Below are 24,920 nucleotides of genomic sequence, written 5' to 3' on the forward strand. Positions count from 1 at the left end.
TTACATTCTTATTTTGGATTTAAAGTTTTCTCAATTCGAGATGCTAAATCCTGTAAATGCAGTCTGCTTAATTTGTCGGTTGTTTTCAAAGCAGCTAATTTCAATTCTGTTTTTAAACTAACCAATTGGCCTCTGGCAATGGAAGGTAAGTCTGTATCGTTTAAGTTGACTGTCGTCGTATTAAAACCATAGGTTACTCCCACAGGAATGCTTCTTACCGTTGTACTTCCCGGTGTCAATAAAGCACAAAGTTTAGTTACGTATAATTTTTGCATATTCCTTCTATAGATATCTATAGTAGCACTCGTTTTTAACTCAGAAAATATTCCGTTTTTAAGATCTGTCAGCAATTCATCTACTGAATAGTAGTTTTTACCAACGGAAGAAGCCTCAAGTAAGCGAACCATTCTGTCTCCAGCCAATAAGTTGCTTAGGGTCGAGTTCTGCATTCCTTTGATTGCTTCGAGCCCATTATCGGGATTAATTTTTGAAAGAATATTTGGATCCATCAACCATTTTGGAGTTGTAAACAATTGAGCATTTAAAAAGCTTACCGCTTCTTTTTGGATATCTCTTGGAACAATTTCAAACTGATTTCCTGCCATATCATAGGTTGTTGGGGTATCATAAACACCACCTACGTTTTTGGTTACATGGCCCATATATCTTCTAAATTGACCAGTAAGGGAGCTATATAAACCATCAAGTTCAGCATAACTTTCTCCTTTTTCTTTGCTCCATTCTAATAGATTAGGAAGGATTCTTTTTAGGTTTTTGATACCATAAGCCGAAGCTTTCATCGCATTGTCTCCAATGTCTTCTGTTTGATATCTCGGATCATAAGGGCTTATTTCGGTACCAAACCATAAACGGTTATTTTTGTAAGCCTCTTTGGTCATTTCATTAAGAATAGCTTTTTCCTCTTTTTCATTATTGGCTTCTGGAAAATAAGAATAACCCCATTTGATTGCCCATTTGTCATAATCACCAATTCTTGGGAAAAGATCTTTTACTCCATCTTCCGGTTGTGCAACATAGTTGAAACGTGCATAATCCATAATTGATGAGGTATGTCCGTGTTCTTTTTGATATTCTTTGTCTCTTAGTTTTTCTACCGGAGTGGCTGAACTGGCTCCCATATTATGACGAAGCCCTAAAGTATGTCCTACTTCATGAGAAGACACAAAACGAATTAATTGCCCCATTAATTCATCATCAAATTGTTTTTTTCTGGCTGCAGGATCTACCGCCGCAGTTTGAATCAAGTACCAATCACGCAATAAACTCATTATATTGTGGTACCATCCGATGTGACTTTCTAAAATTTCACCGGTTCTTGGATCATGGACATTTGGTCCGTAAGCATTTTGGATTTCTGCTGCAAAATAGCGCAATACAGAAAAACGAGCGTCTTCTAAACTCATTGTAGGATCATTCTCTGGCCAATATTCACCACGAATAGCATTTTTCCATCCAGCATGTTCAAAAGCAACTTGCCAATCGTCAATTCCTTGTTTGATGTGTTTCTTCCATTTTTCAGGAGTAGCCGGATCAATATAATATACAATTGGTTTTTCAGGCTCTATCAATTCGCCTCTTTTTTGTTTTTCAGCGTCTTCTTTTGATTTTGGTTCCAAGCGCCATCTTACAGCAAAGACTTCTTTATCTGATTTTTGAGAATCTTCTTCAAACAAACCATATTGATTAGCAAAATAACCTACACGAGCGTCAAATGTTCTTTTGCGCATTGGTTTTTTTGGTAAAGCAATCATCGAAGTGTTTAATTCCACAGTTAGAACTCCAGAATCTAGAGCTGCAGGCAAATTAACCCCTATTCTTGGAGTTGGATTTAATGAAATTAAATTAGGTGTGGTCGAAAAAGTTTTAACCGTTCTGATTTCAGTATTGATAGGATAACTGCTTATTTTTTGGATAAAAGAACGCTCTTTTTGAAAAGCTTGAATATTAAGCGTTTGTTTTTTTACAGGATCTAAAGAAAAAGTTTGAATATCAGTTTCAAAAGTACTGCTCATATCGATAACGTACGAAGCGTCTGTTTTATCGGCATCATTTTTTTTGATGGCTAAAATATCATAGCTCGCTATAATAGGATTTGCAGATGAGTTTTTTACTGCTTGTGCCAATGGCTTTTCGGGATCTGATGACATGATTACATAAGTAACCGAACGCAGCAAAATGGTATTATTGATTCCTTTTTCAAATTGAACAACTTGTCTGTTTACTTCTTCTCCACCAAAAATTCCTCCTCCGGCTGGAGTTTTAGAAAAACGAGTAGTTGTCATAATCTCGGTATCTAAAAGTGTAGCAGGAATCTCAAAAAGATATTTATTATCGGTTTTGTGAATATCGATGAGTCCTTTTTGAGTTACGGCAGTAGAGTCGATAACCTTATTGTAAGGTTTAGGACCCTTTTTTTCTTCCGGTTTTTTAGCGGCCGCAGCCGAAACAGAATTTGTCTGTTTGTCCTTCTTTTTCTTGCTTTGAGCTAATGTTCCCTGATGAAGACCTAAGATTAGGCAGGTACTGATTAAGAGTACTTTTTTTTGCATTTAATTAAAAGATTTAAATTGTTTAAAGAATAGTCATAAATTCATCTAATTTGTTACATATAATAGATGAGTTTTTTTGCTTTTTCCAAAGATAATGTTATTTGTAAGTATTATCGCTTATAAAATTAGGAATATCAATTGTATTAAATTTTTAGTACATGATTTATCTCATATTTAGGATCGATACTTTAAATTACTTTTGTCAGGCAAAGACTATTTATACAGTGGCTGTTTTTAACGATTCCAAAAATGTTAAGGAACTATTCATTGACAAAAGTTTTTCGTAATATTACTATATAAATAATCTTGCATGAGAAAAATTAAATACAAAAAAGGCCGAAAACTGCAACCGTATATCCTTGAATATACGGGCATTCATAAAAATAATGAATCAGAAATGCAGTTGTTTGTGTACGATAGTTTAGATCTTGTAGAATATAAGGATTTTGAGGTTCAGGATTTAGATAAATATATTAATACTCAAAAAACAAATTGGCTTAATATACATGGTTTAAACAATGTTGAATTGATAAAAACTATTGGTAGTCATTTTGAGATTGATAATTTCATGCTTGCCGATATTTTGAATACCACTAAAAGAACCAAGTTAGAAGAACTTCCGGAAATTCTTTTTTTTAATATCAAATCGCTTTTGCCGGTTGAGGATTCGGATAATATAAGAGTAGAACAGATTAGCTTTTTGATGAAAGAAGGGGTTTTGATTTCGTTTCAGGAAAAACGTTCTGATTTTTTTGCACATATTCGAGAGCGAATCCGAACACATTCCGGAATTGTAAGAATTAAAAAGGCAGATTATTTGCTTTATATTTTGCTCGATGCCATTATGGAAAATTTCTATATCACCATCGAAAATGAAGAGGATAAGATAGAAGAATTGATTAACCTTACTAAAAACAGCACCGACCCTGTAATTCTAGAAAAAATTGAAAAACATCGGGATAATTTTAATTTTCTGAAACGTTCTATTATTCCGCTTCGGGATTCTTTGTTTGATATCAAAAGTATCAAAGAGGATAATTTGTTTAATGTAATGGAAGCCGACAGTTTCATTTTTTTTACTCGCCTGCATCAAAAAAGTTTAGAGTTGCTAGAACAAATTGAATCCGATATGGGATCACTGGAAAGTGCTTCGAATTTCTTTTTTTCGGCGCAGACACACAAGATGAATGAAATTATGAAAACCCTGACTATAGTTTCGGCGATATTTATTCCATTGACATTTATCGTGGGAGTTTATGGGATGAATTTTGAGCACATGCCCGAATTGAAATATGAAAATGGTTATTATACCATCATGGGCATAATGATTTTGATAGGAATCATGATGGTATTTTATTTTAAAAAAAGAAAGTGGTTTTAAAATTTTAGATTATTAAAGTAGATAGGATAAAAAACAAAATAAAAATGAACAAAGCCATATATATAGCAACAAGTGAGCATAATAGCGGAAAATCTATTGTTACTCTTGGTTTAATGAGCATGCTTATTGGTAAAACTGCCAAAGTGGGTTATTTCAGACCTATAATAGAGGATTTTGAAGATGGTAAATTAGACAATCATATCGAAACCGTAATTTCTCATTTTGGGTTGGATATTGCGTTTGAAGACGCTTTTGCCATCACAAAAAGCAAACTTATCAAAGAAAAAAATAAAGGAAAGATAGGAGAGGTTTTAGACCTTATCATCGAAAAATACAAACGATTGGAAGAGCAATTCGATTTTGTTTTGGTCGAAGGAACCAGTTTTAGCGGCGAAGGAACGGTCATAGAATTAGATATGAATGTTTTAATAGCCAAGAATTTGGGGATTCCAACGATAATTGTTGGTTCGGGAATTGGTAAAACATTAGAAGAATTAATAGACAGCCTTTATCTGGCTTACGATTCATTCAAAGTGAAAGATGTTGAAGTATTGGCTGTAATAGCTAATAAAGTGCAGCCAGAAAACATCAAATTGGTAACCGACGGTCTAAAAGCAAATTTGCCCAAAGAAGTTTTGGTGAATGCTATTCCCGTAATTTCTAATTTGAGCAATCCCACCATTAAAGAGATAGTTGAAGAATTGCACGCTAAAGTCTTATTTGGGGAAGAATTTTTAAATAATGAAATTGGGAATTTTAGTGTAGGTGCCATGCAATTGTGTAACTATTTATTACACCTAAAAGAAAATGCCCTTGTTATTACTCCCGGGGACAGAGCTGATATTATTCTTGGGGCATTGCAAGCCAATGAATCGGCGAATTATCCAACTATTTCCGGAATCATTTTAACCGGAAACATTTTGCCAGAAGAAAGCATTTTAAAACTAATAGAAGGATTAACAAGTGTAGTTCCAATAATTTCGGTAGAAGGAGGAACTTATGGCATAACCAATAAAATAGGGAATATTAAGTCTAAAATTTATGCCGACAATAAACAGAAAATAGAGACTTCGATAAACACCTTTGAGAAATATGTCGATTTAGATAATTTATCCCAAAAATTGAGTTCATTTGAAGTAGAAGGGATGACTCCTAAAATGTTTCAATACAATTTGGTAAAAAGAGCAAAGCAGCAAAGAAAGCATATTGTTTTACCCGAAGGGAATGATGACAGAATAATAATAGCAACTTCCCGATTATTAGCAATGAATGTCGTTGATATATCTATTATTGGAAATAAAAAACAGATTGAAAATAAAGTGGCCGAATTAGGTATTACTTTCGATTTTTCGAAAGTAAAAATCATAAATCCTATTGAATCAGAAAATTATGAAGATTATGTGAAAACCTATTACGAGTTAAGAAAAAACAAAAATGTTTCTATGGCTATGGCCAAAGATTTAATGGAAGATGTATCTTATTTTGGAACAATGATGGTTTATAAAGGAGATGCTGACGGTATGGTTTCTGGTGCCGCTCACACTACGCAACATACTATTTTACCTGCCTTACAATTCATAAAAACCAAACCGGATACTTGTATTGTTTCTTCGGTATTTTTCATGTGTTTAGAAGATCGGGTTTCTGTTTTTGGAGATTGCGCCATTAATCCAAATCCTACTGCGGAACAATTGGCTGAAATTGCCATTTCTTCAGCCGATTCGAGTCTGGCATTTGGAATAGAACCAAAAGTGGCGATGCTTTCTTATTCTTCGGGGGCATCAGGAAAAGGAGACGAAGTGGAAAAGGTTAGGAAAGCTACCGAGATAGTAAGAGAAAAACGCCCCGATTTGAAAATTGAGGGACCAATACAATACGATGCTGCAGTAGATATGGAAGTAGGGAAAAGTAAAATGCCCAATTCTGAAGTCGCAGGACAGGCAAGTGTGCTTATTTTCCCGGATTTAAATACAGGAAATAATACGTATAAAGCCGTTCAAAGGGAAACAGGTGCTTTGGCCATTGGACCTATGTTACAAGGTTTAAACAAACCAGTAAATGATTTAAGCCGTGGCTGTACGGTGGATGATATCATAAACACGGTCGTTATTACGGCAATACAGGCGCAAGGCTTGTAAAAAGAGTTCAATTTAGAAGATTAACACAAACTAAATCAACTTAGTCACCCTTTTCTTTGGAGAGGGACGGGGAGAGGAACACAAACAAAATCGATTCAGTCTCTTTTTTCTTTGGTGAATGATGATTAAGAAGCAAAATATATAATAATGAAAATAGTAATCATAAATTCGGGAAGTTCTTCGATAAAATACCAATTAATCAATATGCCTGCCTATGAGATTATTTGCAGTGGTATGATTGATAGGATAGGATTAGAAACATCTAATTTGAGTTATGAAACCAAAGAGAATCGTATTGAAGAAAAAATATCTATCCCAAATCATAAAACAGGACTAAAAAAGCTTGCCCAGTTATTGCTAGATGAAAAGGTGGGCGTAATCAAAAGTACGTCGGAGATTGAGGCTGTGGGACATCGTGTGGTGCATGGCGGGAGCAATTTTTCGAATACCGTTATCATTAATAAAGAAGTAAAAGATAAAATAGAGCGACTTTTTGATTTGGCTCCTTTACATAATCCAGCCAATTTAGAAGGAATAAATGTTGCCGAAGAAATTTTTGAAAGCGCCAAGCAAATAGCTGTTTTTGATACTGCTTTTCATCAAACCATTCCGGTTGTAGCCTATAAATATGCAGTTCCGAATAAATTATTGAATGAGAATAAAATCCGTGTTTATGGTTTTCACGGTACCAGCCATAAGTATGTTTCAGAACAGGCTATTCTTTATTTGAGAGATAATTTAAAAATAAAAGCGTCTAAAATCATTACGATTCATTTAGGAAATGGCTGTAGTATGACGGCGGTGAAAGACGGAAAAAGCATCGATCACACCCTCGGTTTTGCCCCGATGAACGGTCTTATTATGGGAACCAGATGCGGCGATATAGATCAATCGATTATCTTTTACATGGTTAATTCTTTAGGATATACACTTGATGAAGTCAATTCAATACTTCAAAAACAAAGCGGCATGCTTGGTCTAACGGGTTTTAGTGATCTGAGAGATATAGAAGAAAATGCCGAGAAAGGAAACAAAGACTGTCAACTGGCTTTAGCGATGAACGCTTATCGAATAAAAAAATATATTGGTTCTTATACAGCGGCTTTAAATGGTTTGGATGCGATTGTTTTTACGGCTGGAATCGGAGAGAATTCCTCTTACATCAGAAAATTAGTTTGTGCGGATATGGATTGTTTCGGAATCGAATTAGACGATGCCAAAAATAATATTCGTTCTAAAACGACCAGAGAAATAAACACCAAAAATTCGAAAACAAAAATCCTTATAATTCCGACCAACGAAGAAATCGAAATCGCTAAACAAGTTCATGAATTGCTATTGGGTTAGAAAAAGCTCCAAAAAAAAACCGTCTCAAATTGTGAGACGGTTTTTTTTAAATAAAACTATACTTTTAATATAAATTCGGGAATTTAGCAGGATTGACCTCATTCATCATAGCGTAAACTTTTTCAAAAATATCTTCTGCAGAAGGTTTTGAAAAATAGTCACCATCCGTTCCATAAGAAGGTCGGTGTGCTTTTGCTGTTAAGGTTTGCGGTTTGCTGTCTAAATAATTATAACCATCTTGTTGTTCCACGATTTGTTGTAAAATATAAGCTGAAGCTCCGCCTGGAACATCTTCATCAATCACCAAAAGGCGGTTTGTTTTAGCGATACTTTTTACAAGATCATGGTTTATATCAAATGGTAATAAAGATTGTAAATCGATGATTTCGCAATCAATACCAACTTCCATAAGCTCTTTGGCAGCTTGTTCTACTAATCTCAATGTAGAGCCATAAGAAACCAGTGTTATATCATTACCTTCTTTCATGGTTTCAACAACTCCAATCGGTGTTTTGAATTCGCCATAATTTAGAGGCGTTTTTTCTTTTAAGCGGTATCCATTTAAACATTCGATCACTAAAGCCGGTTCGTCACATTCCAATAAAGTATTGTAAAAACCTGCCGCTTTGGTCATGTTTCTTGGTACCAATACATGGATTCCTCGAAGGGCGTTGATAATCATACCCATTGGTGAACCTGAGTGCCAGATTCCTTCCAATCGGTGTCCTCTAGTACGGATGATTAAAGGTGCTTTTTGTTTGCCAACAGTTCTGTATTGTAAGGTCGCTAAGTCATCACTCATGATTTGGATAGCATACAATAAATAATCTAAATATTGAATTTCGGCAATAGGTCTTAAGCCTCTTAAAGCCATTCCAATTCCTTGACCTATAATTGTGGCTTCACGTATTCCGGTGTCAGCTACGCGCAGTTCACCGTATTTTTCCTGCATTCCTTCTAAACCTTGGTTTACATCACCAATGGCTCCTGCATCTTCACCAAAAATTAAAGCTTCGGGGTATTTTGTAAAAATAGCATCAAAATTATCACGAAGAATCATTCTTCCATCTGCATCTTCTTTTGTGTTTTCATCATATTTAGGCAAGACTTCTTTTACCGAAAACACATTCAAATCAGAATCAGAATGTAAATTACTACTAAAATTAGGTTGGTTTTCAGTAATGTAAGAGCTAATCCAATTGGATAATTCGTTTTTACCACTATCGTTTTGAACCAAGCGCAATGATTTACGTGCTGCAATAAGAATTTCCTTTTTTAAAGGAGATTTTATACTGCTCAATTCACTAGCATTTTTTAAGATGCTTTCTTTATTATTACTTGATTCGGCAATTTTTTTCAATAAAGAAATCAATTCTTTTTGGCTTTTTACGATTGGATCTATAAAAGCGTTCCAAGCGGCTTTTTTACCTTCAAGGACATCGTTTTTTGCTTTTAAATCAATTTCGGCAATTTCTTCCGGAGATGCAATGTTAATCGCAATCATCCATAATTTCATTTGGCGGATGCAATCAAAATCTTTTTCCCAAGCAAGACGATCCGCATCTTTGTATCTTTCGTGTGATCCTGAAGTAGAATGTCCTTGAGGTTGAGTCAATTCGTTTACATGTATCAGTACCGGAACGTGTTGCTCACGCGCAATTGCAGATGCTTTTTCATAGGTCGCAATCAGATCAGAATAATCCCATCCTTTTACTCTTAGGATTTCATAGCCTTTGGCTTTGTCGTCTCTTTGATATCCTTTTAGGATTTCAGATATATTTTCTTTTGTGGTTTGATGTCTTGCATGAACCGAAATTCCGTATTCATCATCCCAAACACTTACAATCATAGGTACTTGTAGTACACCTGCAGCATTGATGGTTTCAAAAAATAATCCTTCAGAAGTACTTGCGTTTCCAATAGTTCCCCAAGCAATCTCATTTCCGTCAACCGAAAAATTAGATTGATTAGTTATTCCAGAAACATTTCGGTATATTTTTGATGCTTGAGCAAGTCCCAATAATCGAGGCATTTGCCCGGCTGTAGGAGAAATATCAGCGCTTGAATTTTTTTGTTTTGTTAAATTTTTCCAAGAACCGTCTTCATTTAAACTGTGTGTGGCAAAATGCCCACCCATTTGTCTACCGGCAGACATAGGATCTTGTTCTATATTGGTGTTTCCGTATAGTCCGGCAAAAAACTGCTCAATAGTCAATTGACCAATAGCCATCATAAAAGTTTGGTCGCGGTAATAACCTGAACGGAAATCACCATCCTTGAAAAATTTGGCCATTGCTAACTGAGGAACTTCTTTTCCGTCACCGAAAATTCCGAACTTAGCTTTTCCGGTCAATACTTCTCGACGTCCTAATAAACTACATTCTCGGCTTGTTATGGCAATCTTGTAGTCGTTCAATACTTCGGTTTTGAAATCTTCGAATGTCAATGTAGTATTGGTTTTTTCTTTTATCATAATTGAAAAGTATAACTTAGTGCTGCAAATTTACTTAAAAACTAGCTATTATCATAATTCAATAAAAGAAATAAAATTTAATTATGTGTAATTTTACCTATTTTAAATAGTTTATTTTTTAATTATATGTAATTAAAAACATATTTTATTGAGAATAGTTTAATTGAGGTGTTTTTATTTTAGCAATTAAAACCATTTTCGATTAAATAAATTGATTAAAACTTTTGGTGATAGGGTAATCACAAAACGTATTTTTTCATTGTATTTGTTTTGTCCTATTTCCCAACCATTAGAAGAATAGACCGGCAAATACATTTCAAAATAGTCAGGTACTAAATTAAGACGGATTCCACTGTCAAATAAAACTTTGCCATTTTGATAACTGTTCTTGACAAAGCCTACATCGCCATAAACTTCGATCCAGTTCCAAATGTTATAACCTCCATTCAAAGTGGTAATCCATCGATTAGCAAATGGAGTGTTAAGTTTGGATTTAAAACCGCCCTCGGCAATAATTAATTGTTGGCTAAAGAAACCGCTACTCTCGGATCGGCCATAATAATTATAGTCAAATAAATAGTCCGTTGGTCTGTCTAATGCAAAGCTAAAGAAATCCGAATTGGTTTTATTATACAAAAAACTACCGGCGTAAAAGCGTAAGTTGATTTGGTGGTTGTTTTCGAATAGTTTTCTATAACTCACTTCGGCTGCGGCTTTTCCAAATTTCCCCGAAATTTGAAGATCAGTCATCAAACTAAATTGATTGGTGATTTCGTTTGTTGAATTGAAATATTTAGCATTAAAAACCGAATAATTTTCTTTTGAATTATCAATGACTATCTCACTTTTTTGTCGGTTGATCATTATTTGGCGAAATAAAATCAATTGCTTGTGGTTGTCCCTAAAATCGTTTTCGCGAATGCGCAATTGAACCGTCGGATTTATTGATAGGTAAGTGGCATCCGGGGCATAATGAAAATAGGAACTAGAAAGTGAATACCTCACATTGTAAAGCGCACTGTTTCTGTAATTTTGATTGACTACAAAATAGCCCGATCCTGAAAATGTGCTTGATTTTGTAGAATAGGAGGGATTGATATCAAAAACAAAAGGCTTGTCTAGAATGGTTTTATTGTGGAGTCTTAATCCCGGTGATAAACCATCGTATAAATTGTAGGTTAAGGTAGGAACATATAAAACCTGATTGTAATAAGGGTCTTCAAGATCTTTCATAAAGACAAACTTTATGGGGCGATTATTAGGGAAGAAGCTTTTTAGGGATTTCCAGTTGTTTCTTAAATTGTATTCAGGAACTTCATTCTTGTAATTTAAGACAATTTTATCGGCATTGTTTCTTTCCAAAGTAAAGACCGTATCATTAGCTTTAGGTTCTAACCATTTTTTCAATACAATTTTTCCGTTTTTGACTCCATAAATAGGAACAGGAACAATAACGCCAGTTTTATTTTTGATAGAAAAACTGATGCTGTCTTTGGTTTTGCTAACATTTGAAAATTTATAATCGATAATTTTTCTCGAATTTATGATGGTATTGAAAAACCAATCTATATTTTTTTCAGTATTTGATTTTAATAAGTTTTCAAAATCTTTTTCAGAAAGTTGTCTTTCTTTATTTTCGGCATAGAATTGATGGATGCTGTTGGTCACCGAATTTTCGCCAAGGTAGTTGTCTAAATAGCGTAAACTCAATCCGGCATGGTATTTTCCGGCAATCTGTTCGTTGAATTTGATTAAGGTGTTTTTCGGGCTGCCTAGAGATTGATCTAAGTTTTTTCGAGCCATCAACATATAGAAATAGCTGTATTGCTCATTAAAATCAAGATTTGTCAGATTATAACTCCTCAATAATTTAAAGGATGAGGCACTACCCAACATTTTGCTGTTGGGATGATTTTCTTCTATGTATTTCATCATGGCAAAAACCTGTATGCCGTTATAAATCCAACTGTTTTTTCGATTGTCTAACCGAAGACTATTTTGAAGGTAAGCATTCAAATAGGTTTTTAAGAATTTAATCTCAAATGTAAATTCATCCGAAAAAGGGCTTATAAACGAAGGCAGTTGGTTTAATCCGTAAAAAGGATTTCGTTCATAATCGGTTTTGGAAACAACGATTTTGTCAAAAGGATATTTTCCTATCAAATCATTTACATAACGCACCACATTGTCAATAATAAGTGCTTTTTGAACGGTGCTTAATTTTTCTTCCTTCAAATTAGTAATCACATCTAGCGAATTGCTTTTGAAACTGTAAAAGCTGGATTTAGGCTCTATAAAAAGGCTGAAATTAATTCTGTTTTTTCCTGATAATTTATAAATAGAGGAGTTCTCTTTTTGTGCCAATTCAACAATATCTAAATCTGAGGTAACTTCTAGGTTTTTGGGTAGTTTCAATTCGATATCAAAGTCAGAAACAGCATTGGCAATGTCGTCCAAGTTTTCATTGTTGTATTGTGTAAAAGCGTGGTTTTCAAATCGGGCAGGACTTAGGTACCATGTTTTTAGGTTGATGTCTCCCAAGGCATCGTAACCGTATTTTGTAAATTTATCATTGGGGATTTTTACTACATAAGTAAGATGAATAGTCGTTTTTTGTTTTGGAGCTAATTTTTCTCGGAGCTTTACGTTAATAATATCCGGATTTTCCGCTGTTCGATCCCAAGAGAGGAATAATTTATTAGCGTCAATAATGGTAATATTACTGGTACTTCCTTTTTCTTTTTCACTGGACAAATGAAAACCTCTGTAAAATTCATCCGAAAATCGTTTGGCCAAAGGCGATTTTACATTTGAATAAGCATTATTCCAATCATTCAAAACAATGGAAGACAGCGTATCATTAGAATCATTAAAAAAAGAAATTTCTTGCTGGATATTTAAGATTTTATTCTCAGAATCTACTTCAACAAACATTTGGGAATGGTGTTGGGCATATTGTTTTATTGATGTCAATAAAACTAGAAGGCAAACCGCAATTTTGTAGCTTGATTTCAATTGTAGGTTTTGATTTATTGTAGCACAAGTTACATTTATTTATGTAAAATACTTAGTATTGAAGTTAAAATACTAAAAAAAAGATAAGGCTGTTCTTAAAAACAGCCTTATTCTTAAAAATTAGGTTTCAAATTGTACTTTTTATAGAAAGTATCCAATACTTCGACCACTTCTTCCTCGGTATCCACAATTTTTATTAATTTCAAATCATCAGGGCTCACGGTTTGTTCTTTTTCGATTAATACCGTTTTTACCCAGTCAATCAATCCTGACCAAAAGCTTGTTCCCACGAGTATTATTGGGAATTTAGCAATTTTTTTGGTCTGAATTAGGGTTATCGCTTCAAACAATTCATCCATCGTACCAAAACCGCCCGGCATAACCACAAAACCTTGGGAATACTTTACGAACATCACTTTTCGAACAAAGAAATAGTCAAAATTCAAATTTTTATCGCCATCAATATAAGGGTTAAAATGCTGCTCAAATGGTAACTCTATATTCAATCCAACCGATGTTCCACCGCCAAGATGTGCCCCTTTGTTCCCCGCTTCCATAATTCCCGGACCACCGCCGGTAATCACGCCATAACCTGCTTTACTGATTTTATAGGCAATGCTTTCGGCAAGTTTATAGTATTTGTCTTCTGGTTTGGTTCGTGCCGATCCAAAAATAGACACACAAGGACCAATGCGTCCCATGCTTTCATAGCCGTTTACAAATTCGGCCATGATTTTAAAAATCGCCCAACTGTCATTGCTTCTTATCTCGTTCCAGGTTTTTTGTTTTAATTTATCTTGGATTACCTTATCCTCGTCATTGTCAAAATCTTCTAATCTCATATTCGTATTGTATTATTAACTATTATTTTTTTGGAGTTTTATTCAAATATTGCTGCTATCTGAGCTATGACTCCAATCTACTAAAGTAATTCTTTTTTCAAGAATTAGGCACTATAGTTTTTTAATTTTAATAATTTTTTAGAAGTTATTTTCTTTTTTGAATAAGGATTAGAATAAAAAATAGAATTCCCAAGAGACTTTGATAAGTAAAAATAAATAAGAAAATCTATATTCGCGAAAACAGAAAGATTATGCCTATTTCTATTGAGGTTCATCATGGATTAGAAGCCGGTTTTAGTATTGCAAAATATTTGAAGGGATTTCAAACGAAATTAGACAAATAACAACTACCGATGTTGTGTATAATTATTTTATTTTCAGTTTAAGAACCTGCAAATGGTGTTCCTAAAATCCCAACTGCAAGTTCTACCCAAATAAGGAATAATGAAAGTAAAATCCCTAAACAAATGATGATTCTGCTATTGGAACCTTTTACTTTTCTCATTACGATTTCACATAATAAGCCTGTTCCGAGCAATAGAACTCCCATTATTACAAAGTCTGAGATTTTCCAGTCGACTTCATTAGTGAATTGCATTGCTATGAATGGAATGAGTAATAGAATAACTACTACTGTAAGAATGATAATTAGTCTTTTGCTTTTCATTTTTTTGGTGTTTTTACATTTTATTTAAAACCTAATATTTCCTTTGAATAATCAAACCTTATATAATCTGAAGGAAAACCCGCCATTGATCAAAGTTGTTAGTTGTAGGCTGTTATATTTACATTCCCGGCCAATACAGAACATTAAATTTGTGTCCATCCGGATCAGAAAAAACAAAATTATAGCCTTTCTCATAATCTTGCGGATTTGAAAAAATTGTTCCGCCAGCAGACTTTACTTTTTCAGCCCATTTATTTACATCTTCTTTACTATTTGCAGAAAGGGAAAAAATAACCTCATTTTGGTTTTCAGCATTGTTGAGATTGCCGTTTTCTTTCTTTTCTAATCTCTGCTTAGTGAAAAAGTTAATAACAAATTTATTTTGACCAAATAGAAAACTTGTTGACTCTTCTGACGAATATTTTTCATTTGATTCAAAACCTAATTCTGTATAAAACTTTCTTGTTTTATCTAGATTATTTGATACTAAGTTTGCCCATATTAAATTTGATTCCATGACATTTAGCGTTTAAATCCTTTCTTGTAAAGTTATGGAATTTATGAACCAAGTTGTTTTATTCAGATAATTAAAAGTTAGGTTGTTAGCAGTAGGTCGAACTAACTTTCCGTTAATATTTTCCTTAAAAAAATAAAAAATCTCTGAGAATCGGCTGTATAAAATTTTTACCCGACTAGGGGTTCATTGTTTTATTTTTCTGTTATCCTTTGGGTCAAAATCTACCGTCCATTGAATGCCAAATTTGTCGATAAGCATACCAAAGTAAGAACCCCAAGGACTATTAGCAATTGGCATTTCAATTTTTCCATCAACTGAAAGTCCATTAAATAAGTTGTTGGCTTCTTCTTTGTTTTCGGCACTTATTGAAATGTGGAAATTATCTCCAACAGTAAATTTTTTCTCGGTACTTTCTAATATTGCGTCTGAGCCCATTAAAACATTGTTTTTTCCAATAGGCAAAGCAATGTACATTATTTTATCAAGGTATGCTTCGGGTATTTTATGCTCATCAGATTGCGGTAGGTCTTTATAGCGAACCATCTTAATAAATTCTCCACCAAGTATGGATTTGTAAAAGTTAAATGCTTCTTCGGTATTCCCAGCGAAGTGCAAATAAGGATTGAATAGTGCCATAATTTTGTTTTTTAATTTTGGTACAATAACAGTCAACATTCTAGTGCTTGGTGAGTTTTGGGTAAATTGAAACTGAGTTCACTCGGCTGAACTAAACGAAGTTAGGAAATAAAAACGTTCCTGCAACAACAAAAACGGCAATAGCATAAAAACTGCTGCTAGCTGGAATGTTTGATTAACAAAAAACATTAAAATATTATCTTGAGATAAAACTCATACCTATTATAAATTATTTACAAACTGATATTCAATTTCATCATCTTGAAGGTTTGCAATTTTAATAAAATTTAGGCGCTCAAGAAGTTTTGTTGCGCTGTTATTTTGTTTAGTTGTAATCGCAATTATTTTTGTTAATCCAATATCGTTAATCCCAAATTCGGTTGCGAGTTTCATTGCTTCTGTCATAAAACCTTTTCCTCGAAATTCAGGTCTTAAAACGCAACCAAGTTCTCCAACTTTTTTGTCAAACCCACGATAATATCCTAAAGTTCCAATAATTTCATTTGTATTCTTGTCAGCAATGCCCCAATGAATTGATAATCCGTTTTGATAGTCTAAGTTAATTTTATCTTGCATTTCTGTTGCGTCTTCAACAGTCATAGCTGGTCGGGAATCGTAAAAAGATATTTTAACAATATCCTTGATGTCGTCGATTTGAATTTGCCTCAAGACAATAGTGTCTGAAATAATTTCGGGGAATTTATCGTAAGGAGGTAGTTTCATTTTGGTTGTTTCTATCGTTAAATAAATAATTGATATTAAAATAGTTATCGTTATTGCAATAGAATTACTGCTAATGTTATGCCTAACGGAGGTTAGCGGCAGGAATAACTATTTATTCGCTTTTTATCTTTTCGAAAATTTTCTTCATCGTTGTCGCATCAATTGACTCCATATCAATTAGCTTAAGTGATTTTACCATTTTCAATGTGCTTGTCTTATATGCTAAGAAATGTGGCGTTTTTAAGTGCGCTTCGTAAGCAATTCTATTTGCGTAGATTTCAAGAATTTTTATTTGCGCAGGATTGTCTTTCTCGAACATTGGATAAATTGATATTACACCAGGTTCTAACTCAACGGATAAACGCGCTTCTTCCTTTAAAATTTTAATATACTCGGGAAGAAAATTGATGTCAATCTCTATTTCAGACATTCTGACCATCATTTCGTTATTTTGTGCAATCATGTTAGGGATTGATAAAAGGGTTAAAATAAATGTTGCCCAGATTTTCATTTTATGTAGTTTTAAAGATTTTATGACTTGCACGATCAATTATGCCTGAGACGTTCTGATGCTTCAAGAGTTTGGGGATTAAAGATGCGAGTTTTTTCCAATAAACACAAATTTTACAAGTGCAAAACTTGCTGCAAATTCAGTCTAAAACCCAATTATCTTGTAATGGTTGTTTGAGGACGTTATTATATTTCAAATTCATATATTTTCTGTACAAATTCTTTTCTCTGATACCAATCATTGTAAACAAGTTCAATATTTTTAATCTCAAAAGTTCCAAATTCATAATCGGCATATTTGTCAATTATTTTCAAAAAATCGTGTTTTTGGTTAAAAGGACTTTTAAAGCGAACTATTGTTGAATGTGCTGTTTGAATGGAATATCTTTTGTCTAAACTTTGTTCCAATTTAGAGTTCTTAAATTCAACTCTCAAATTATCTCTTATTTCATTTAATTGGTTATTGTTCATAAATCCTTGTAGCATGATACAGGAATTTGAAGCAGTTAAACCTTTGAAATTAATTTCAATATTTTGATTAAGAGGTAAACATTTTTTTACTAATTCAATATACTTAAGTGGTTCGATATTTTCAATACTAAAACCCTCATAACAAGATATTATAGACATAATTGTAATATGAATATCAGAATTAGGATAATAATATTGATTCGGTTCAACCTTTTTTAGTTCGTTTATAAATTTTTGAATTTTGTCTTTTACTTCATTTGAAGGTCTTATAAGTAAAGTGATTCCAAATCTTTGGTCAAACTTTGAATCTATTAAATTGTCAATTTGATATTTGTCTGAAGAAATGTTATAAATAGATTCATTATATAGTTTACTGTAATGTTCTTTTATGTTCATTGATTATCAGTTTTTTTGCGATTTTTTTTATCAATGTCGCTTAACATCCCTCGCTTTGCGTGGTTGCGAGCTTCGGAACTGCGGTTTTTCGGCTAAGATATAATTTCTTGTAAAAAATAAACTTGAATTTACCACATATTTCGCTATCTCGCAAAACCGCTGTCGGCTGCTGGCTATTTTTAACACTAATGGTAACTTTTTACCGTTTAATAGCTTGATTTTCAATATCAGCTCGGTCAAAATGAGCCCGCTTCTCAATAATTTTTCCTTCTTCGATGGTAAGCCACATCATTAATGAAAAACGAATAGTATTTCCTTTGGGTTCCAGTCCCATCAATGGATTTTTGTTATGCTTTCCTTCGTGAATCATATAAACTGCTACTTTATTGCCTTCCGCAATAAGATCTATGATTTGAAAAGAGAATTCTCCAAAGGCATCAAAATTTTCTTTTCTGATGCTACAAATCCTCCTGCTCCAGGAATCGGATGATCTACCTGATGATAGAAGATAAAATATTGGTGTAAATAAGTACTTGCAGATTCGTAGTCTTCGCGATCTACAGCAGCATAAAAGTCACGTACCAGTTGCTTGTTATATACTATATTATTTTCCATTACAAACTTACTGTTTCTCCATCTTCCGGAATGATTATATTCTCGCCAATCGACTTTTGATCAACAAACTGTCTTAGTTCTTTTCTCGATAGCGTATTATGATAAACACCTTCCATATGCACAACAACGATGTCTGCTTTTGGAGCCGCTTGATGTGTTTTGTAAATATCTTCTTTACTCATAACCAATTGATCACCAATAATGAATCGGTTATCACCACCGTTTACTACAATTACTTCTGGCTTAAATTTGGCAATCGTTTTTTCAACTTCTTCATACCAAACTGTATCTGCAGCAATGTAAAGTGTTTTTTCTGATGAATGGCGTAATACAATTCCAGCTACCTGTCCTGCAAGATTAAGAATAAATCCTTTTCCGTGTTGCGCTTTGGTTCTGCTTAATTTAATATCTCCAAAGGTTGAATTCTCGGTCAATATTTCAAGATTGGTAAAGCCCGATTTCGTTATTGTTTTTTTATCATTTTCATCCTGAACAAAAATTTTAATGTTTTTTGGTAATGCATCTGCAGCCGCTTTGTCCCAATGATCAAAGTGAAGATGTGTTAAAACCATAAAGTCAATGTCTTTAATAATCTCTGCAACAGGAAGCGGAAGTTCGTTATTAGGGTTTCTTTTCCAATTCCAATCTTTGGCAGGCATTGGACCACGGGCTAATGCTCCTTTTTTAGAAAACATAGGATCTACCAACATTTTCTTTCCTGCATATTCAACAACCATTGTGGCGTTTCTGATCAATTGTACCTTCATAATATATGTGTTTTAATTATGGTACAAAATTATAGCGGTTATAAGAATGCTTTTCTACCTATTGGTTATCATTACCTACCATTTTGATAAGTCGACTGAAATTCTGAAGCCGTTAATCCTGTTTGTTTTTTAAAAAAACGCATCAAATGATTGGGTTCTGAATATCCAAGTCCAAAAGCAATTTCACTAATTGTTTTACCAGAATATAGCAAGTCATTCTTGATTTCGGTTAACAATCTGTTTTTTAAAAGCTCAGTAGCGGTTTGATGAAATTGCTTTTTTACAGCACTGTTCAATGTAATTCGACTGATGCCTAAAAGTTCGCTATAATCCTCTATGCGTTGTTTTTCTCTAATGTGTTGTTCCAACAATTTTTTAAACGCATAAGCATGATTTGTGGTGTCAATTTGAAATGGCAGATTGTTATTGATGGCATAATCTCTATTAAGACGATGCAATACATAATAAATTAGTGAACGAATAATGTGAGCACTATCCAGATTAGGAGAGATAAGCTCCGATTTAATCTCTTTTAAATTATTGATGATACCTTGAATTTTTCCACTATCTAAATCTAATTTCGTGGGATGGTCATATTGATAAAAATATAATAGCTTATAAGTAAAAAGCTTATCAGCAAAAAAATCGTTTAAAAATTCTTCTTTAAAAATTAGAATCGTAAAATCTAATTCGTTTACATTAACTTCCCATTTTTTGAGTTGAAAAGGCGAGATAAATAAAATACTATCGTCAGTGATTTGTATTTTTCTATTATCAATAAATACAAATCCATTTCCCTTATTGAGAACTATTATTTCAAAATAATCAGAATTATGGGTATCAGGCAGCATATAAGCTTCTGCAACCCAAGCTTCATTTAAAACGTTGAGTAAAAAATCAACGCCGCACTCCGTTTTATTAAAATGTATAGTTTTCAATAGTCTGTTATTTTTTTTTAGCTTGCAGCCAACGTCCTGGCGCTACAAGAGGTTTGGGATTAAAGATGCGAGTTTTTTCCATTATGCACACCCGTGCCATAGCGAACGGACGAAGTAAATTTTACAAATACAAAACTAGCTGCAAATTCAGCCAAATGCCCAAATCTTGTCAAACTGTTGTTGGCAGTGTTTTCAATGTTGTTTATATTCCATATTGTACATATCAAACCCTTCTGCCCAATAGTCTCTTTTAATTTCAAACAGTTCAAAACCTTGTTTCTCATAGAATTTGTATGCGACTTGTGAAGTTCTTACAGTGATTTTTTGTATTCCGTCAATAGAATTTAGTTTGTCTATTCGGTGCTTCAATAATTTTGTACCCAAAGATTTTTTCTGATAATCAGGGTGAAGTATGTCCCAACTAATTTTTCCTGTCGTATTGTTGTCTGCAAAGTTAATTCCACCACATCCAACAATTTTTTGGTCGTAAAGTAAAACATAATAAAGTTCCCTTTCTGTTTCCAAATATTTATTCAAGTCTTCTTCTTCGTCAACTGCGAAATATTCAGGCGTATTTAACTTTATTAAGTTAATGACTTTATTTTTGTCCTTCGTATCGTATTCTCGTATCGTAATTAAGTTTGTCATTTTAATTTTCAATCTGTTAGATAGTTTTCTTTCGATACCGATGTCGTTTTAGCCTGACCGCTAACGTCCTGGCGCTACAAGAGGTTTGGGATTAAAGATGCGAGTTTTTTCCATTATGCACAAATTTTCCAAGTACAAAACCATCTTTAAATTCAGACTAATCCCCCAAATCTCTTGTAACGGCTGTTACCAGCAGGTTTTATTTTAGGCTCCATTTACTATTTCTACTTTTTCCAGAATTTTTAACATAGTTTAATTTTTTTAGAAAATTCGAAGTTGAACCCGCAAACTTGAACCCAAGTAAGGTCATTATTTCTTCATTAGTAGCGTAACGATGTTTTTTTAAGTAAAGGTAAAGCTTAACATGTTTCTCTGAATTTGAGGCAGTTTTAAATGCTTTAGACACACCTAAAGCAACAATTCCTTTGGCTGATGTACAAATATATAGACCATCATAATTTCCATGATATGTAAAATATTCTTTAAAATCTTCTCTTTGCATTGATTTCTCAATTTCATTCCAAGGAGAATGAACAACTTTAGCAAGTTGTTTATCTAGTGAATTTATACTTGCGAAACCTATTTTATGGAGATTGTTAATAATATAAAGATCTGAAATACTACATTTTTTAATATATTTCTGTGTAAGTAAAAACACTTCAGCTTTAAAATATTCAGCAGGCATTCTCACTTCAATATTTTATAAATTTTCTTTCCAAACTGGAAAATCTCTTCCGTAAGTCAATGAATTCAAACCGATTCGAAGAACACCCATTCCAGCTCTATCAACTAATTGGAAAGCCATTAATGTTTTTGCTAGGGCTTTATTTCTGTGGCGTGGTTCATGATAAGAGATATTAGAACTATTAACGCCTCCATAAAATGTGCCTGGGTTTGTAATTACTAATTCATTTTCTTTAAAATTAACGGAAGTCATACCATCCAAAGTATAATCACGATGAACTATAGAATTTAGAAAAGCTTCATGGAAAGCTTGTTCATCCATAGTATTTAATTCATAATCATTTCCTTCATAAGGGAGCATGATTTTCTTGTTACAAGCTAAAAAATATGTTTTTATTTTTTTTACTGAATTCCATATGCAATCGTCCCATACATCATTTATTTTTAGTTCGCCATCAGCAGTTTTCCATGAAAATCGATATTCATATAATCCTAAATTTTTATGAATGATTGACCTATTCCCTAGAAAAAGAAGACCAGAATTATTAAGTCTTCCGTTTTTCGTAGCATCAATTGCTTCCAAAAAACCTAAATCACTAATATCATTTTCTTCAATTCCTCGCCTTTTGCAAAAATCTAATTTTGCTTCCTTAAGAGCAGTCATGTTTAAACTTAGTTCAATTTCTAAGTCATTTTCTTCACCACTCCAATCGTATGACTGAAGATTTTTAACTAAATTTTGAATCTGATCAGGAGTTGCTGGTACACTTGACTTACCTTCTCTTATATAAACTTTTCCAGAACTTGTACTTACTAAAGAATGTGTTACGTTGGGGATTTTTATTATTAAGTAGTTTTTACTATCAAAGTGTATTTCTGAAAGTTTAATTTCAATTTTGGGGTTTATTTTGCCTAATAATCTTTCTTTTGTTGTATCCAAATCTACTTTTTGAAAACCATTTAATTGAGTTTCCCATTTTTGATTTTTAATACTTGAACTATCTACTACACCAACAATTATTTGACCTCCATATTTGTTGGCCAAAGCACAAATTTCATCTGACAAATTTGCATTATGTAATGCGCTTTCGGAATTATAACATTTAAATTCTAAAGTTTCAGATTCAAAATTTTCGCTAGGCTGAGTTTTAAGTTTTTCTAATATATCAATCATTTGATGAAAAGTAAATTTTTGTTAAGTTTTATAATTTGCTAATATATATATAACTTTAACTATTTAACTGTAAGTAAATTCAAGTTATTAACAGTTTTCCAGATAATATGTGTAAACTTGCCACTAACGTTCTGGCGCTACAAGAGGTTTGGGATTAAAGATGCGAGTTTTTTCCATTATGCACAAATTGTCCAAGTACAAAACCATTTTTAAATTCAGCCAAATACCCAAATCTTTTGTAACGGCTGTTATGGGCTGTTATTGTTTTTCAAAGTATTTAACAATAAACGGCAGATAACTTTCATCATCATTATTTTGGATTTTTGAATCTAAAACAGCGTACATATTAAAATGAAATTTTTCGGATGGTATTTCCACGTATTTGAAAGGTTGCCTTTTTAAAGCGTCTGAAATTTTAATTTTCAATGGGTGAGGCAAAATTTCTAATAACTCTAAGTATTGCTGTTCATTAAAATCAAATGTACCTGCGAATTCTTGTGTAATTCCTTCTGCTACATAAGTTCCATAACTACAATTAATTGTATATGAGTTATCTGTTAATTTAGCAATAAAACCAATTCCTTCCATAGGAAAGCACATAGGCAAAAAAAAGTTTTCTTCTATGCCAAATCTCATAATATATAAGCCCATATCACTGTTGAAGTTCCTTAAGTGAGGTTTTTTAACGAATTCTGGACTTAAATATTTTTCTAATTCTTTCCAATTTTTTTTTAAATCCTTAATGTGAAATTTTAAAATGGGATTTGTTTGTTTTACATCAAATATGGAAAATTCCTTTCCATTACAAAGGCAAAAAAAATCACTTCTTATTTCCTGATGTACAGCATAGCTATATGCTTGAGAGACATTTTTTCCTTCAAAGATATTTTCAGAAGGGCGCTTGGCATCTAAAATCCATTTATTCTCACCATCAATCTCGAAAGTATAATCAGGGATTATATTTACGCTATGCTTTTTTGTCCCGAAATAACAAAATGGATGTTTTAGATTCTTACTTCTTATTATCTTGTTTTTGTTTGAGGCACTATATCCAAGTTTTTTTAAAATAGGAAAAACTATTTCTTCTCTTACAGCATCTTCTTTGAAATCTTGTGATTCTAATAAATTAAAGTCAAAATCTTTAAATAAATCTTCAAATTCACTATCATTTCCCAAAAGTTGATTCAAATAATCATATTTCATAATGTTAATTTTAACTCATTTTATTGTTAGTTGCGAGATAATAGCCCATAACTAGTATATACAATCAAATATATACAAGTTTTCAGCAGAAAAGATTAATAAATAAACTTTTACTTTTGTTATTACATAGTTTATTGTCCTCTTTTTAGAAGTTTTTGATGTAATAGGTACAAATGTTTTTGATAGGACATTCAGGGCATTTTGGTTTAGGGCGGCAAATTTCTCGTCCCAGAAAAGAAATTGCCATACCAATTTCACCCCAAATGTTTTTTGGCAATACTTGCATCAATAGTTTTTCGGCTTTGATACCGTCTTTGGTTTCGGGTAGCAATCCAATTCTCGGTGCTACACGGATTACGTGTAAATCAGCAATAATTCCTTCGGCCGGAGCATGAGATTCACGCATGATAACATTAGCTGATTTTCGTCCAATGCCTTTCAAAGCGATCAATGCCTCCATCGTCAGTGGAATGTTTTCATCTTTTTTGATAGTTTGAGCAATTTCGAGTAACCAATTGGCTTTGGTTGCAAAGTTTCGGACTCCTGAAATATAAGGCAATAAAGCATTTACATTCGAAACCGCTAGACTTTCTATATTTGGAAAGACTTCAAAAAGGGCAGGAGCTATTTTGTTGATATTGGCATCAGAATCTTGGGCAGAGAGTACAACCATAACCACCAATTGATACCTATTTTGGTAGTTCAAAGGATGTTTTTGATCTTTGTATTGTTCCAGAATCGGGGCTAATTTTTGTACCCAATTTGTACTTTCTCCAAATAAATCCATCAGTTATTCTTCTTTAAAATCTACAGATAACGAATTCACACAATAGCGCTGACCGGATTTAGTGGGGCCATCGTTGAATACATGTCCTAGATGCCCGCCACAATTGGCACAAACGATTTCGGTACGGATCATTCCATGTGTTTTATCCAGAACATTTTTTACTTTTTCTGGGATGGCATCGTCAAAGGAGGGCCAACCACAATGGGCTTCAAACTTGGAACTGCTTTCAAACAAAGGTTCCCCACAACCGCCACAGCAATAAGTTCCTGTTTCAAAAGTAAGGTTGTATTTGCCTGAATGTGGGTATTCGGTTCCTTTTTGGCGTAGAATTCGGTATCTTTCTTCACCCAATTGTTCTTTCCATTGTTCTTCGGCTTTTTGTAAAGGATATTCCATCTTGTATTTTAAATTGTTATAA

The 24,920-nt window shown here is 33.2% G+C and carries 23 protein-coding genes; 3 read left to right on the plus strand and 20 right to left on the minus strand.

Features of this window, described 5'->3' with window-relative positions:
• Nucleotides 1–8: 8 nt before the first annotated feature.
• A complete protein-coding gene (locus ACMDB5_RS10530) occupies nt 9–2,570 on the minus strand; it encodes a zinc-dependent metalloprotease (RefSeq protein ID WP_413998214.1) in 2,562 nt (853 codons plus the stop codon).
• A 310-nt stretch (nt 2,571–2,880) separates the two neighbouring features.
• Here ACMDB5_RS10530 and corA point away from each other — a divergent pair, with 310 nt between their 5' ends.
• From corA to ACMDB5_RS10545, 3 genes are all read left to right on the plus strand, one after another.
• A complete protein-coding gene (gene corA, locus ACMDB5_RS10535; protein WP_413998215.1) occupies nt 2,881–3,951 on the plus strand; it encodes a magnesium/cobalt transporter CorA in 1,071 nt (356 codons plus the stop codon).
• Between the two features lie 44 nt (nt 3,952–3,995).
• Complete coding sequence (gene pta / locus ACMDB5_RS10540) at nt 3,996–6,089, plus strand: phosphate acetyltransferase (RefSeq protein ID WP_413998216.1); 2,094 nt, start codon at nt 3,996–3,998, stop codon at nt 6,087–6,089.
• A 147-nt stretch (nt 6,090–6,236) separates the two neighbouring features.
• Nucleotides 6,237–7,436 (plus strand): acetate/propionate family kinase, encoded by a 1,200-nt coding sequence (locus tag ACMDB5_RS10545; protein ID WP_413998217.1) that lies wholly within the window; start codon nt 6,237–6,239, stop codon nt 7,434–7,436.
• Nucleotides 7,437–7,500: 64 nt separating this feature from the next.
• Here the strand turns inward: ACMDB5_RS10545 and ACMDB5_RS10550 are convergent, their stop codons facing one another.
• From ACMDB5_RS10550 to msrB, 19 genes are all read right to left on the minus strand, one after another.
• Nucleotides 7,501–9,909: a thiamine pyrophosphate-dependent enzyme gene (locus tag ACMDB5_RS10550; protein ID WP_413998218.1), complete on the minus strand. Its 2,409-nt coding sequence runs from the start codon at nt 9,907–9,909 to the stop codon at nt 7,501–7,503.
• A gap of 186 nt (nt 9,910–10,095) precedes the next feature.
• Nucleotides 10,096–12,843, minus strand: a complete 2,748-nt coding sequence (locus ACMDB5_RS10555; RefSeq protein WP_414000380.1) for an aminopeptidase — start codon at nt 12,841–12,843, stop codon at nt 10,096–10,098.
• Nucleotides 12,844–13,037: 194 nt separating this feature from the next.
• Nucleotides 13,038–13,766: a TIGR00730 family Rossman fold protein gene (locus ACMDB5_RS10560; protein ID WP_413998219.1), complete on the minus strand. Its 729-nt coding sequence runs from the start codon at nt 13,764–13,766 to the stop codon at nt 13,038–13,040.
• A 382-nt stretch (nt 13,767–14,148) separates the two neighbouring features.
• Complete coding sequence (locus tag ACMDB5_RS10565) at nt 14,149–14,433, minus strand: hypothetical protein (RefSeq protein WP_413998220.1); 285 nt, start codon at nt 14,431–14,433, stop codon at nt 14,149–14,151.
• Nucleotides 14,434–14,551: 118 nt separating this feature from the next.
• Nucleotides 14,552–14,950: a VOC family protein gene (locus ACMDB5_RS10570; RefSeq protein WP_413998221.1), complete on the minus strand. Its 399-nt coding sequence runs from the start codon at nt 14,948–14,950 to the stop codon at nt 14,552–14,554.
• A gap of 183 nt (nt 14,951–15,133) precedes the next feature.
• On the minus strand, nt 15,134–15,586 hold the full coding sequence (locus tag ACMDB5_RS10575; protein WP_413998222.1) for a VOC family protein: 453 nt from the start codon (nt 15,584–15,586) through the stop codon (nt 15,134–15,136).
• Between the two features lie 222 nt (nt 15,587–15,808).
• On the minus strand, nt 15,809–16,309 hold the full coding sequence (locus ACMDB5_RS10580) for a GNAT family N-acetyltransferase (protein ID WP_413998223.1): 501 nt from the start codon (nt 16,307–16,309) through the stop codon (nt 15,809–15,811).
• Between the two features lie 112 nt (nt 16,310–16,421).
• Nucleotides 16,422–16,820, minus strand: coding sequence for a putative quinol monooxygenase (locus tag ACMDB5_RS10585; RefSeq protein WP_413998224.1), 399 nt, complete (start codon nt 16,818–16,820; stop codon nt 16,422–16,424).
• Nucleotides 16,821–17,005: 185 nt separating this feature from the next.
• A complete protein-coding gene (locus ACMDB5_RS10590; RefSeq protein WP_413998225.1) occupies nt 17,006–17,686 on the minus strand; it encodes a 2'-5' RNA ligase family protein in 681 nt (226 codons plus the stop codon).
• 199 nt (nt 17,687–17,885) lie between these two features.
• Nucleotides 17,886–18,152 (minus strand): ester cyclase, encoded by a 267-nt coding sequence (locus ACMDB5_RS10595; RefSeq protein WP_414000381.1) that lies wholly within the window; start codon nt 18,150–18,152, stop codon nt 17,886–17,888.
• Nucleotides 18,092–18,301 (minus strand): hypothetical protein, encoded by a 210-nt coding sequence (locus ACMDB5_RS10600; RefSeq protein WP_413998226.1) that lies wholly within the window; start codon nt 18,299–18,301, stop codon nt 18,092–18,094. The genes ACMDB5_RS10595 and ACMDB5_RS10600 overlap by 61 nt, the downstream gene beginning before the upstream one ends.
• On the minus strand, nt 18,301–19,068 hold the full coding sequence (locus ACMDB5_RS10605; protein ID WP_413998227.1) for an MBL fold metallo-hydrolase: 768 nt from the start codon (nt 19,066–19,068) through the stop codon (nt 18,301–18,303). Before ACMDB5_RS10605 ends, ACMDB5_RS10600 begins: the two co-directional genes overlap by 1 nt.
• 71 nt (nt 19,069–19,139) lie before the next feature.
• Complete coding sequence (locus ACMDB5_RS10610) at nt 19,140–20,006, minus strand: AraC family transcriptional regulator (RefSeq protein WP_413998228.1); 867 nt, start codon at nt 20,004–20,006, stop codon at nt 19,140–19,142.
• Nucleotides 20,007–20,198: 192 nt separating this feature from the next.
• The gene (locus ACMDB5_RS10615; RefSeq protein WP_413998229.1) at nt 20,199–20,654 is read right to left on the minus strand and encodes a GNAT family N-acetyltransferase; all 456 of its coding nucleotides are present in this window, start codon (nt 20,652–20,654) and stop codon (nt 20,199–20,201) included.
• 199 nt (nt 20,655–20,853) lie between these two features.
• Nucleotides 20,854–21,339, minus strand: coding sequence for a hypothetical protein (locus tag ACMDB5_RS10620; protein ID WP_413998230.1), 486 nt, complete (start codon nt 21,337–21,339; stop codon nt 20,854–20,856).
• Nucleotides 21,340–21,354: 15 nt separating this feature from the next.
• On the minus strand, nt 21,355–22,512 hold the full coding sequence (locus ACMDB5_RS10625; protein WP_413998231.1) for an RNA-binding domain-containing protein: 1,158 nt from the start codon (nt 22,510–22,512) through the stop codon (nt 21,355–21,357).
• Nucleotides 22,513–22,770: 258 nt separating this feature from the next.
• Nucleotides 22,771–23,715, minus strand: a complete 945-nt coding sequence (locus ACMDB5_RS10630) for a restriction endonuclease (RefSeq protein WP_413998232.1) — start codon at nt 23,713–23,715, stop codon at nt 22,771–22,773.
• 145 nt (nt 23,716–23,860) lie between these two features.
• On the minus strand, nt 23,861–24,502 hold the full coding sequence (locus ACMDB5_RS10635) for an endonuclease III domain-containing protein (RefSeq protein ID WP_413998233.1): 642 nt from the start codon (nt 24,500–24,502) through the stop codon (nt 23,861–23,863).
• A 3-nt stretch (nt 24,503–24,505) separates the two neighbouring features.
• Nucleotides 24,506–24,898, minus strand: coding sequence for a peptide-methionine (R)-S-oxide reductase MsrB (msrB, locus tag ACMDB5_RS10640; RefSeq protein WP_413998234.1), 393 nt, complete (start codon nt 24,896–24,898; stop codon nt 24,506–24,508).
• Nucleotides 24,899–24,920: the final 22 nt, after the last annotated feature.

The sequence above is a fragment of the Flavobacterium sp. W1B genome, assembly GCF_047344965.1.
In the GTDB taxonomy this organism is placed as follows: Bacteria; Bacteroidota; Bacteroidia; order Flavobacteriales; family Flavobacteriaceae; genus Flavobacterium.